Genomic DNA, 12,715 nt, shown 5'->3' with positions numbered 1-12,715 from the left:
ACCAATCGGGCTTTTACGAGCAGTTGATATCCCGCCTAGCTTCTGCACATTTGCTGAATTTTAAGGTGGGAGTCTTACTGCCCGCAAATAGCGGGATAAAAAGAGGAGGAATGTCATGAAATAAAAGGGTTCGAAATACGAGTAAAAGTTCGTCGTTAAAAGATTGAATTTTCAGTTTAAAAGGAGGGTTATAATTGGAGCTAGTTATTATTTTATTAGCACTTAGTTTACTCATGTTTGTAGCATATAAAGGATTTTCTGTAATATTATTCGCACCGATTTTTGCATTATTTGCGGTATTTTTGACAGAGCCTAGTTTTGTATTACCTTTCTTTTCAAATATTTTTATGGAGAAAATGGTAGGATTTATTAAATTATATTTCCCTGTGTTTTTACTTGGAGCAATATTTGGGAAAGTAGTAGAAATGTCAGGAATCGCTGATTCCATCGCAAAGACGATTGTAGAGTTAGTTGGAGAAAAACGTACAATTTTAGCGATTGTTTTAATGGGAGCTATTTTAACGTATAGCGGTGTTAGTGTGTATGTAGTGGTATTCGCTATATTTCCGTTTGCGGCTAAGTTGTTTCGACAAGCGGATATCCCAAAGCGTTTAATCCCTGGCACAATCGTTCTTGGAGCAGCAACATTTACAATGGATGCGCTTCCTGGATCACCACAAATTCAAAATGTAATACCTACAACTTTTTTTAAAACTGATATTTATGCAGCACCGATACTTGGTATTTTAGGCGCAATTTTTGTTTTAACGTTAGGTTTACTTTATTTAGAGAGTAGGCGTAAGAAGGCAAAAGCAGCAGGAGAAGGGTATTTTGGTTTTAACGATGGAAAGTCTGAAATGGCAGCATCTTTACAATTAGAACAAAAAGATATACCGATACTAAGCAGTATTGAAATCACAAGAGTACAGCAAGTAATTGCGTTTGTACCACTTATTTTAGTAGGTGTAATGAATAAAGTTTTCACAATCATGATACCAAAGTGGTATCCAAATGGTTTTGATTTCTCAGCTATTGGTATGAAAGCATTTGGAAAAGTAGAATTAAGTGCGGTAGTTGGAATTTGGTCTGTAGAATTGGCACTTATTATAGGGATTTTATCAACGCTTTTATTATATTGGAAACGAGTAGTAAATGGATTTCAAGCTGGATTGAATACAAGTATTGGTGGAGCGCTACTTGCAACAATGAATACAGGAGCTGAATTTGGATTTGGCGGTGTTATTGCAGCACTTCCAGGTTTTGCAATTATGAGAGATAGCATCTCTGCAACTTTCACGAATCCATTAGTAAATGGGGCAGTAACAACGAATATTTTGGCTGGTATTACTGGATCAGCATCAGGAGGAATGGGGATTGTTTTAAGTGCGATGGGAGATAAATTTATTGCAGCGGCCAATCAATATGATATTCCATTGGAAGTTATGCACCGCATTGTATCAATGGCATCAGGCGGAATGGATACATTACCACATAATGGTGCAATTATTACTATTCTAACGGTAACAGGATTAACACATAAACAGTCATATAAAGATATATTTGCTATTACAGTTTTGAAAACGGTCGCTGTATTTGCAGTCATCGCGTTCTATACTTTAACAGGAATCTATTAATACTAGTTAATATACGAAAAGAAAATATTTATCAGATTGATATTTTACATAATAAAATATTTATTGTAACTACTCAGTCACTCTATGAAAAATCGGCAGAAAAGTTTTTTAAGTTGGTCGAGAGAGGACCTGGCTATGTATAGGAGCGGTCAGGGCCTTTCCTGCCACGCGCAAAGTTTTAAAACAAAGAAAGGTAGAAAGGTGTAGGTCCATTTTTATCTTCATGGCAGCAATCTATATGCTGAAAAATGAAAACAACTTTCTATAGTTAATAAGGGGGCTTATTTTAACTGGAATAATACACTTTATCAAACTTCTGAATGAAATGCATGGCTGAGTAGTTGCAAATATTTATTATAGATAGAAGGGGTGGAGTACTTGCAAGAAGTTGCTGAGTTTCGTATGCCGAAGTCTGTATTATATGGGAGAAATTCGTTTGAAAAACTAGGGGATCAATCAAGAAAGTTAGGGAAAAGGGCTTTTATTGTAAGTGATACAATTATGGAGAAGTTGGGTTATGTTGAAAGATGTGTGGATCACTTAAATGCGAAAGGGATTACTGTTATTACGTACAATGAAGTAAATACTGAGCCTACAAATTTACACGTATTAGAAGCGTTATCTATTTGTAAAGAAGGAAAATGCGATTTTATCATAGGTATTGGCGGAGGAAGTTGTATTGATGTTGCGAAAGCAGTAGCAGTGTTATATACAAATGGTGGAGAAATTGAAGATTACGTCCAAAAGGATATAGAAATAGAATACAATCCACTACCGCTAATCGCAATCCCAACGACTTCTGGTACTGGATCGGAAGTAACAAGTGTAGCAGTAATTACGAATAAAAAAACAGATGTGAAAATGATGATAAAACATCCAAGCTTTATCCCTCATGTTGCGATAATAGACCCGATTTTTACAAGTTCGGTACCACCTCATATTACTGCAGCAACGGGAGTAGATGCATTATGCCATGCAATTGAAGCTTATATTTCTAAAGTTTCACAACCTCTTACAGATGTTCTTGCTCTTTCAGCTATTGAAAGCATTATGAAATATTTACGTATCGCATATGAAGATGGAGATAATATGGAAGCAAGGGAAGCAATGATGATTGCTTCATTACAAGCTGGAATTGCTTTTTCAAATGCATCTGTTACATTAGTGCATGGTATGTCTCGTCCAGTGGGGGCATTATTTCATGTGCCACATGGAATATCGAATGCAATACTATTACCTGCAGTTTTAGAGTTTACAAAAATGAGTGCAATAAAAAGGTTAGCGGAAGTAGGACGTAGCTTAAACAAAGATTTGTATTCTCATTCTAATGAAGAAGTAGCGAACTACACGATTGCTGAAATTAAGAAACTTTGTTTTGATCTTCGTATTCCTAATTTAAGAGAATACGGAATTGATGAAGTAGAATTTGAAAATGCTATTTCTAAAATGGCGAAAGATGCTATCGAAAGTGGGAGTCCAAGTAACAATCCGCGAGTTCCATCTTGTGATGAAATAAAAGAGCTCTATCGAAAATGCTTTGATTATAAATATGAGTCTACTACAAAAAGTTATTTTCTGAATATTCTTTAATTATTTCCGTGGAAATGAAAAATAACTTTAAATCATGTAGAGGGTTTATGTGATAAAAAATGTTTTCATTGCTATAAAACGATATTCATTATGTATAAATTACAGTATTAGTGTTGACTAAAACAATATTATCTTAAAGGTGAATATATGAAATTAATAGGTCTTATTGGTGGAATGAGCTGGGAATCATCTACTGAGTATTACAAAATAATAAATGAAGAAATAAAAATAAGATATAATTTTATTATGTAAACAACAATCGTATGTGTGGAAAACATTCAGAAAATATCTTATAATGTAAGTGGTTACATTTGAGGGGGAATGCGGATGTTTTCAGTTCAACCAATCGCATTTGTACATAATGAAAGAAAGGAAATAAAAGATGATGAGTGGGGAGATGTAAGATCCTGTATTACTTTAACTGATATGTATACAGAGGAAAGTATACAAGGGATCGAAGAGTTTTCTCATATTGAAGTTATTTTCTATTTTCATAAAGTAACAGATGAACAAATTCAATATTCTGCTAGACACCCTAGAAATAATAGTAAGTATCCAAAAGTAGGGATTTTTGCACAGCGTGGAAAAAATCGTCCGAACCGAATAGGAGCGACAATTGTTAATGTGATAAGAAGAGATGGAAAAACAATTGTTGTTGAAGGATTAGACGCAATCGATGGTACACCTATATTGGATATTAAGCCTGTTATGAAAGAATTTATACCGAGGGAAGAAATAAAGCAGCCTAAATGGGCAACAGATATTATGAAACAGTATTGGAAGGGGAACGGAGTAAAATGAGAATATATGAAGCAACAATTGCAGATTTAGATGGACTGGCATCTGTTTTTAATAACTATCGCGTATTTTATCGACAAGATTCCGATATTGAAGGAGCAAAATTATTTTTACGAAATCGATTTGAGCGAAAAGAGTCAGTCATTTTCGTGGCTGTTGAAGACGGAGAATATATTGGATTCACACAATTATATCCATCATTCTCATCAATTTCGATGAAGGAATTATGGATATTAAATGACTTATTTGTACAAGCGAAGAAACGCGGGGCAGGAACAGGTAAAAAATTATTAGAAGCTGCTAAAGAATTCGCCTTAGAAAATGGCGCAAAAGGTGTAAAATTACAAACAGAGATTGATAATTTATCAGCTCAGCGATTATACGCTGAAAATGGATATTTGAGAGATAATCGTTATTTCCATTATGAATTAACTTTTTGAAATATATATAGTTAAATGAGACGTTTTCAAAGTGAAGACGTCTCATTTAATTTTTTTATTGATGATTTAAAATCCAATTTGTAGCGTCTTCAAAGTTTTCTGCAATGTAATTCGGTTCAATATGTGCCCATTTGTCTCGGAACGTATGTAAAGCATCATATCCAGCACCAGTTCGAACTAATATTGTTGTTGCATTTACTTTTGCACCAGCAACAATATCAGTCCAGCGATCACCGATTACAGCGCATTTTGTTAAATCAAGCCTATGTTTTTCTGCTGCTTGCAGGAGCATACCTGTGCTAGGTTTGCGGCATTCACATCCGCCACCATGTTTATGAGGACAAAGGTAAATATCATCAAAACCAAACCCTTTTAATTCTTGCACAAAATCACTCGCAGTTGCTTTTCCATCCGCGATACCTGGTTGATTCGTAAAAGAGAATAGTTTAATATTTTGAGCTTTTAACTTTTGTAAAGATTCCTTTGTAAAAGGAAATAATGTGAAAGAACCTGGATAATGTATTGTAGTATCACCGCCAATTGTTCCGTCACGATCAATGAAAATAGCTTCAATGTTTTTCATAGTTATAGTCCTTTCTTTGTACCAGTAGTTTAAAAATGTTTTACAAATCGATACCCATTTACTTCATAGCCCAATTTTTCATAGAAGGGGTGTGCTTCTTTGCGGTTCATTCCACTAACAAGCCAAGTACCAATACAGTTATGCTCTTTTGCTAATTGTTCTGCGTAAGCCATTAAAATATGTTCAACTTCATTTAATAAATATAAAAACACCAAACATTAAATATTCTGCTAAAATATGTTTTTTCCTGCCTTAATAGCAAACTGTTCAGAACAATGTCACGAGAAAATATGCTATAATTTTCCTTGATTGCAATGTAAATGGAAAGAAGGTAAGTATTATGCTAGAGGTGAATATCCGCTCAGCAGGATATGAAATTGGTGAAAAGACAGTTCATGATATTGCATTTGCAATTGAAAAAGGCGAGTTAGTTGCTCTTATTGGTGCGAATGGCGCAGGAAAGAGTACGACAATTAAATCGATACTCGGTTTGCTTGTCAATACGGATGGTGAAATCTCGTTTGGTGAAAAGAAAAATCCATATGCATATGTACCGGAGCATCCCACTTATTATGATTATTTAACTTTATGGGAGCATATTGAATTGTTAATGGCTGCCCGTGGAAATGAAGAGGGAAATTGGGAGGGCAAAGCAAGGGAATTATTACATACGTTTCGAATGGAAAAACATATACACGAATACATATCAAAGTTTTCAAAAGGTATGAAACAAAAGTCGATGCTTATATTAGCATTTTTAACAGAGCCAGATTTTTATATTATTGATGAGCCTTTTATCGGTTTAGATCCAGTAGCTACGAAAGACTTTTTGAATTACTTATATAAAGAAAAAGAGCGAGGAGCCGGAATTTTACTTTGTACGCACGTACTGGATACAGCTGAAAGAATTTGTGAAAGATTTTTACTCATTTCGCAAGGTACGTTAGTAGCAGATGGACATTTAGAGGCGATCCAATCGTTAGCAGAAATGCCAGGAAGTACACTGTTAGATTGTTTCGATGCAATTGTAAGGCGGGAACAAAATGATTAAACAACAGTTTAATAAAAGGTTACGTCATGAATTGCAAAGAAAATGGAAAGCGATTCGTTCTGTAACAGATTGGACAGTAGCATTATATATTGTTATTCCCGCACTTATATTTATTGTAATGTATTATCGTTCATTATGGATAAAAGAACTATCAATGGAAGAGACCGTTTATTTTGGATTAGGTTTACTTGCATTTTACTTTGTTACATTTTCACGAGGAGAGTTCGCTCATTTTTTGAACAAGCAGATAGCTTATTTTTAATTTCGTACCCAAATCATATGCGAAGATTAATGAAGCTTGGCATGATATATACGTTAATTCGGATTGCAATAACGAACGCAATTGTAGTATTCATTATGTTGCCTATATTGATGAAAAGTATGGGAGCGACAATTATACAAATCGTACTGTTCTGGATTTTCTTTACTGTTTTTCGATTTATGCTATCGTTGTTGACGAGATTCATAAATGTACGTGTGGGGAAACGATGGGTTTTATTGATTATAAAAGATGTTATATTTTCTTTTAGTTTGATTTTTTTTGGAATCAGTGTATTTTTTATTTATAAAAATCCAGTGTATTCCATATTATTTATCGGTCTAGCAGCTTTATTTACTATAGTCTTGGTAAAAGAAAAGATGAATTATAAAAATTTCTTTTTTAAAGAAGTTGAGAAAGAGAAAGAAGAAAGTATGCGTTGGACGGTAGGGATTATGCAAGTTGGTGGCCATGCTGCGAAGCCAAGTAGTTCGAATAAAAAACCGTGGATGTTCCCTCGTTCTAAAAAGATATTAGGAAAAAAATCTGATTCGCGTATTGTAGAAGCGTTTTTAAAAGAATTTTTGCGTACAAGTAGTGCTTTAATGTTTTATGTTCAAATTGTATGTATAAGTACTGTAAGTATTATCGTGACTCCGCAGTGGATAACAGTTATTATTCTTGTATTTGCTATAGTTGCTATTTCTCGCTATGCGCGTGATTATTGGAATGAATTTACGAAGAAAATGTTTCTACATTTATATTGTGATGAAGGAGAATTACTATTATTAAGGTGGAAGGCGGATCGTTATTTGCTCCTTCCGGTCGTATTTATGTACGGAACAGTCATCCTCTCACAGTTTTATTTATTGCCAGCAGTAATTATTGGAGTTATTTTTATAGTATTCATTGGTTGGATTGTATTTTTACCATAGAAAAAGAGCCGGAAATGGCTCTTTTTCTAGTCTGTAACACACTGATAAATAAAATATACTAAAAGGAGTATGCTTGCGGCGGAATATATGACATCTAAAGTCATTTGATCGCCTCCTCATTGTTGTTGTATTTCTAGTGTATGAAATCTTACAATTTCATATTCAAGTGAAAAATATGTGAACGTTAACAAATTTGTAAAGTGCAAAAATTACAATCATTTTGTATAATAGAAGAAACAACCGTTAAATAAAATATAATGAGTGAAAGGGGAGGGAACATAAATGCCAAATTGGTTTAGAAAAACCTTAGTCGCATTAATTACCGTATTTACGTTTGGTTTAGTGACGCCTCCTTCCATATTACTTGATAATGCCAAAGCTGCGGACAAGCCTACGAGCACAGCTGGGCAACAAAATTTGGAGAGTACGTCCTATACATATGAAGAAACGAATGATAGGTTAACCACCGATACTTTTGTTAACTATGCGATGCAAGAAGCAGAGAAGCAATCTATGCAAAAATTCGGCTCTAAAATTGGGCCTGTAATTGAAGATGAATTTAAAGATGTTGTATTACCTAAAATTGAAGAGGCAATCGCGGAACTTGCCAATGATGTGCCAGAAGAATCGTTACAATCATTAGCAATCTCCCAAAGACCAGCTGGCGGAAATAATGAAAAGATTTTTCATGTTTATGACACGAAATCAGGAAATGACTTACTGCGATTTCATGTGAGGAGAGATCATCCACCGCAAGATGGATATTATTTTAATTTCCACTATCATCGTTTTGATGATGGATACTCAGGACACCATGAGTTAGGAAATATTTATTGGAATACGAATGTACCGCCGAAATGGTTGTCTTAATGAAGAACAAGAGAAAATCTTGTTCTTTTTTTATGTTTATGAAAGGGTAAGACATTTACGTTGTTGAATAACATAGGTTTAGGAAAAAAGCAAAGGGAGTATGGGAATGCAAAAATACATTTTTTTCGACTTTGACGTCTACTTTATAATATAAAAAGGGGGTGAATTATTGAAAATCAGGCAAGGCAAATATGAAGAAATAAAATTACGCGATAGAATTCCAGTAATGGTTGAATATATAGAGGATACAATGTTACAGAATTTATGATACGGGAAAGCCCACGCAGGACTGTAGTCCGTCCTTAGACGTGGGATGAAAGCATCGTTTTTGGATAGCAAAACATGGTATACTTTATTCATAGTCATGCAAAAGACTCTAAAACGAATGTTCTCTGAAAACAGAATACATATGAGGTTGGGGTAGCCAATTCTTCTACTCGGTAAAATGTATTAAGTCGTCATGCAAAAGACGTAAAAACATTTGAGAACGAACAATCTGTACGGTATGGTCACAGTACCGTAGCCCACGAACCTATATGGTCTGTTGTGGGAGTGGTGATGGCACACCGCAATCTTGCACGTCAGCGATACCAGAAATGGACTTCGCCTTTGGTAGCAAGAATCCCACTGACGTTAGTCAGCTAGCCCCTTTAGGGGTGGGAGTGTCAACTACTGGTTTTCACTATCATATTCCTCCTCACTGGCATAGAAGTATTGAAATTAGCCTAGTCGTATATGGAGAGGTTTTCTTGTATATGAATGGGCAAAAAAAGAAAGTATCCGCTGGCGAATTTATTTTTGTGAATAGTGGCGATGTTCATGAATTCGAAAAAGTTGAAAATACAAGTTGTGCAGTAATGATGTTGATTATTTCTTATGAATTTCTTAAAGAGGTAAATGGAGATTTTGATAAATATAGATTTAATATAAAAGAATCAGTTGTTCAGAAAACTAACCTCCAGCAAATATTTTATGAATTAAAGGAGTTAGTCGCAAATTCTGATGATTTAAGTTACATAAAAATTAATAGTCTAATTTATGAAATTGTTTATATTCTATTGCGATATTGCAAAGATGGAGAGAATATAGACAATAATTATCAACTTGGAAATAGACAGAAAGAAATGATTACATATATTTATAAACATTATGATGAAGAACTTAAACTGAAAGATGTGGCTAAACATTTTTTTGTAAGTGAAGAACATTTTTCACGTATGTTCAAAAAATCGTTCGGATCAAATTTCACCACTTTTTTAACGAGATATAGGCTCTATAAAGCGTATGAAGATATTATTAGAAGTACAAATTCTATGCAAGATATAGCAGTAAAACACGGATTTCCTAATGTAAAATCATTTATTTCACAGTTTAAAGAGAAATATGGATATACACCATTACAGTATAGAAAAAATATCATATCAAAAAATGCCTATAATTGTATCAAATATAAACAACAATAAAAAAACGTTCCATGTTACATTTTGTACATGGAACGTTTTTTTATTTAGTAATAGTAAATGAAGTGAGATTCAATAGAGATTTATCTAATCCGAAGAAATGAAAGCGTTTAAAAAAGGGAGGATGAATACTAGATGACTAGAAAATATGACTTGAATCTATTAGAAAAAATTCAAGAAAAACAAGAAAACATCAATGTACAGGGGGCAAAAGTCTTAGTAAAAAACATACCAGATTGTGATGAAAAAGGAGCGATGGATCCACGTCTTTATAAGGATACGAAGGTTCAAATGAATATCATGAGGTTTATGCCTAAAAATATGATGAAAATGGACGCTTCTGAAAAATCGGTAAGGAATATGCGAAAACAATTTAATGGAATTAAAAGTGTTCCAATTGTCACTAAAGACATTAATATTACACATAAAACAGTGAAAGCGGAAGATGGCTATGATATTCCGATAAGAATTTATAACAGTGTTTCTAAACAGGAGAATGCGCCAGTTTTATACTTTATTCACGGTGGTGGATTCATGGCAGGATCACCAGATGTAGTAGAAGAACTTGTGAAATTGATAGTAGAAAAAACAGATATACTAGCCGTTTCTGTGGATTATCGATTAGCTCCGGAAAATCCTTTTCCAACTGGGCATACAGATTGCTACACTACTTTAAAGTGGATTTATGAAAATGCTGATACATTAGGCGGGGATAAGAATAATATCTTTGTGGCAGGTGATAGTGCAGGAGGGAACTTAACACAGTATTGTACAACTAAAGATATGGAAGATGGTAGGAAGTACGTGAAGGGACAGTTGCTTCTGTATCCTACAATTAATATGTGTGATTATGAAGATGAATTTTATTCTTGGAGTATAGATAAATATGAAATTGCTCCTAAGTATAAAAAAGGATTAGAAAAAATGCTTAATATTATGCATTCAATGGTTGGAGGTATGTCAGAAGTACTTGGTACGAAAGAAATTCATTCGAAGTATTTAAGTCCATATGTTGATGTATCCCCAGACTATCCAAGTACATTTATTACGGTAGGAGAGCATGATTTTTTAATGATTGAATGTTTAGCGTATGCAGCTAAATTAACTAAAAAAGGAGTTGATACTGAAACAGTTCTTTATCGAGGGTTGGGGCACGCTTATGGAGATAACGTAGGTGTCTATCCTCAAAGTGAAGATTTAGCAATTGAGATGGGGAATTTTATATTAAAACATAGTGGAAAGTAGGGGGAATGATGAAAAATAGAAAGGTGATATTAATTGCGATTTTCCCTATTTTATTATGTATCTTTGCATTTACAGACTTACAAATATCACATAGTCAATAATAATGATGTTCTTCCACATTCATTGAATCGGTAATAAGAAAGTCTTTTCCTTTGAGGGAATATATAATAATTAATGCATGGCTTGTTCATTAAGCTGTTTTGATAAATAAGTTAGCATTTGGGTTATCCTCATTTTATTTATTAAATTCAATAATAGGATTATAGGTTGCAGGGTGAATTTCTAATTCCAAAATAATAGAGGGAAGAGTAATCTTCCCTCTATTTAATTTGTTATTTAATTTTCGTAAATGTAAGAGGCTGAGTACTTAAAGTTGCAGGTACGTGTAATTGAAGAGCCGGGAATTCACCATTTACATTCATATCATAAGCGAATAAAAGCCCCATTTTCATTTGGAACAAACTAATTGATGCTGAGAAGATGTCGTAATGATGGTGCTGTAGTTTAATTTCCGTATCCATGAATTGTACATGTAAGAAATCATCTTGTTTGTATACTTTCAGTGCCCCATAAGCAGGATGCTCAAAAGTTCCAGTGTAGTCATCTAATGTATGAGAAGGGATAGTCCCATTTATTGCTTCAGGAAGTGATTCAGTTGCCTCTTTCATCATCTCTTTCATTTTTTCGCTATCTTCTACAGCACGTTCATGCCAGTCGATATATTCTAGTCCGAGGAGTTCGTCGTAAATATGTTTTGTAATATAAGTAGGGAGTAAAGTTTGTCCGGAATTTGTTAGTACGATAATACCGATATTTTCGTTTGGCATAAATGACGCAAGTGCAGAAAACCCATCAATATTACCGCCGTGATGAATCATTTTATAACCGCGGTAAGCACTAATAAACCAACCGAGTCCGTAGCTATTTAATGGTGATTCACTCGTTGATAACATTGGCTGATCCGGTATTGGAGTATGCGGTGTATACATTTCTTGGAGTAGTTCAGTAGAAATCAAATCATGATTTTCTGTTTTTCCTTCGTTTAAATGAAGCAGAACCCATTTTGCCATATCTTCAATGGTAGAGTTAATACATCCAGCCGCTCCAACTGTATCGATATTTCGGAATGGAATTTCTTTCATTTCACCATTATCTTCAGTGTAAGGTAATGCGTAATCATCTGTATTTTGTGAGTCTGTAACAGAGAAGTTTGTATGTCTCATATTTAAAGGGTCTAAAATATGTTCTGTAACGTATTGCTCCCACGTTTGATTCGTAATGTTTTCCACAATATAACTAATTGTCGCATACATTAAGTTGTTATAAAGAAATGCTGTGCGGAACGGTGCATCAAGTGATAAATGTTTTATTTTTTTAACAAGATCTTTTCGAGTTAAGGAAGAACTGTACCAAAGAGCATCGTGACGACTTACCCCAGTACGATGAGAAGCTAAATCTCGTCCTGTAAATTGCGAGTTAGCGAGCATATCGGATAAAGAGAAGTTAGGTACGTAAGTTTGGACAGGAGTATCCCAATTAAACTTTTTTTGCTGTGCTAATAAGCTTAATGAAAGTGTACCGAATGCTTTCGTCGCAGAACCGATGGCGAATCGTGTCTGCGGAGTAACAGCCTCTTTTTTCTCTATGTTACGATAGCCGAAACCTTCTGAAATAATGACCTCCCCATCTTTTATAACCGCTATAGCAGCGCCAGGAACGTGTAAAGCTTTCATCATCTCTTCAACCTGATGTTGTAACGTACTTAAAACAGGAGTTTTGATTTTAGACATGCTTCCAACCTCCAAATATAAATTTTATGTTCCGCACTATACTTTCTGTAATAGAAAAGT

The 12,715-nt window shown here is 34.3% G+C and carries 9 protein-coding genes and 5 pseudogenes; 11 read left to right on the top strand and 3 right to left on the bottom strand.

Translation table 11 applies throughout. From position 1 onward, the window contains the following. Positions 1 to 194: 194 nt before the first annotated feature. The 5 genes and pseudogenes from V7038_RS19495 to V7038_RS19475 all read left to right on the top strand — a co-directional run bounded on the left by V7038_RS19495 (position 195) and on the right by V7038_RS19475 (position 4,462). The gene (locus V7038_RS19495; protein WP_002202166.1) at positions 195 to 1,634 is read left to right on the top strand and encodes a GntP family permease; all 1,440 of its coding nucleotides are present in this window, start codon (positions 195 to 197) and stop codon (positions 1,632 to 1,634) included. 378 nt (positions 1,635 to 2,012) lie between these two features. Beyond that, positions 2,013 to 3,224, top strand: coding sequence for an iron-containing alcohol dehydrogenase (locus tag V7038_RS19490; protein WP_070139228.1), 1,212 nt, complete (start codon positions 2,013 to 2,015; stop codon positions 3,222 to 3,224). 147 nt (positions 3,225 to 3,371) lie between these two features. Next, a pseudogene (locus V7038_RS19485) lies at positions 3,372 to 3,458 on the top strand (aspartate racemase); the annotation flags it as partial. Between the two features lie 93 nt (positions 3,459 to 3,551). Beyond that, positions 3,552 to 4,025 (top strand): tRNA (N6-threonylcarbamoyladenosine(37)-N6)-methyltransferase TrmO, encoded by a 474-nt coding sequence (gene tsaA, locus V7038_RS19480; RefSeq protein WP_002158028.1) that lies wholly within the window; start codon positions 3,552 to 3,554, stop codon positions 4,023 to 4,025. Then, complete coding sequence (locus V7038_RS19475; protein ID WP_002202163.1) at positions 4,022 to 4,462, top strand: GNAT family N-acetyltransferase; 441 nt, start codon at positions 4,022 to 4,024, stop codon at positions 4,460 to 4,462. The genes tsaA and V7038_RS19475 overlap by 4 nt, the downstream gene beginning before the upstream one ends. Positions 4,463 to 4,517: 55 nt before the next feature. On the opposite strand, the gene V7038_RS19470 is transcribed toward V7038_RS19475, so the two are convergent. Beyond that, positions 4,518 to 5,045: an HAD-IIIA family hydrolase gene (locus tag V7038_RS19470; RefSeq protein WP_070128304.1), complete on the bottom strand. Its 528-nt coding sequence runs from the start codon at positions 5,043 to 5,045 to the stop codon at positions 4,518 to 4,520. Positions 5,046 to 5,074: 29 nt separating this feature from the next. Continuing rightward, positions 5,075 to 5,221, bottom strand: a pseudogene (locus tag V7038_RS19465) (GNAT family N-acetyltransferase); the annotation flags it as partial. Between the two features lie 164 nt (positions 5,222 to 5,385). On the opposite strand from V7038_RS19465, the gene V7038_RS19460 reads away from it, so the two are divergent. From V7038_RS19460 to V7038_RS29590, 6 genes and pseudogenes are all read left to right on the top strand, one after another. Further along, positions 5,386 to 6,096: an ABC transporter ATP-binding protein gene (locus tag V7038_RS19460; RefSeq protein WP_002202159.1), complete on the top strand. Its 711-nt coding sequence runs from the start codon at positions 5,386 to 5,388 to the stop codon at positions 6,094 to 6,096. Then, a pseudogene (locus tag V7038_RS19455) lies at positions 6,089 to 7,290 on the top strand (ABC transporter permease). Before V7038_RS19460 ends, V7038_RS19455 begins: the two are co-directional and overlap by 8 nt. A 282-nt stretch (positions 7,291 to 7,572) precedes the next feature. After that, a complete protein-coding gene (locus V7038_RS19450) occupies positions 7,573 to 8,160 on the top strand; it encodes a YpjP family protein (RefSeq protein ID WP_002031682.1) in 588 nt (195 codons plus the stop codon). A gap of 671 nt (positions 8,161 to 8,831) precedes the next feature. Further along, positions 8,832 to 9,623, top strand: a pseudogene (locus tag V7038_RS19440) (AraC family transcriptional regulator); the annotation flags it as partial. 132 nt (positions 9,624 to 9,755) lie between these two features. Continuing rightward, positions 9,756 to 10,865: an alpha/beta hydrolase gene (locus tag V7038_RS19435; protein WP_070146470.1), complete on the top strand. Its 1,110-nt coding sequence runs from the start codon at positions 9,756 to 9,758 to the stop codon at positions 10,863 to 10,865. Between the two features lie 8 nt (positions 10,866 to 10,873). After that, positions 10,874 to 10,960, top strand: a pseudogene (locus V7038_RS29590) (phosphatase PAP2 family protein); the annotation flags it as partial. A 237-nt stretch (positions 10,961 to 11,197) separates the two neighbouring features. On the opposite strand, the gene V7038_RS19430 reads toward V7038_RS29590, so the two are convergent. Next, positions 11,198 to 12,655, bottom strand: a complete 1,458-nt coding sequence (locus tag V7038_RS19430) for a serine hydrolase (protein WP_335471438.1) — start codon at positions 12,653 to 12,655, stop codon at positions 11,198 to 11,200. Positions 12,656 to 12,715: the final 60 nt, after the last annotated feature.

It is taken from the genome of Bacillus sp. JJ783, from assembly GCF_036963225.1.
Classification (GTDB): domain Bacteria; phylum Bacillota; class Bacilli; order Bacillales; family Bacillaceae_G; genus Bacillus_A; species Bacillus_A cereus_U.
This window is presented reverse-complemented; position numbering and strand designations above follow the sequence as displayed.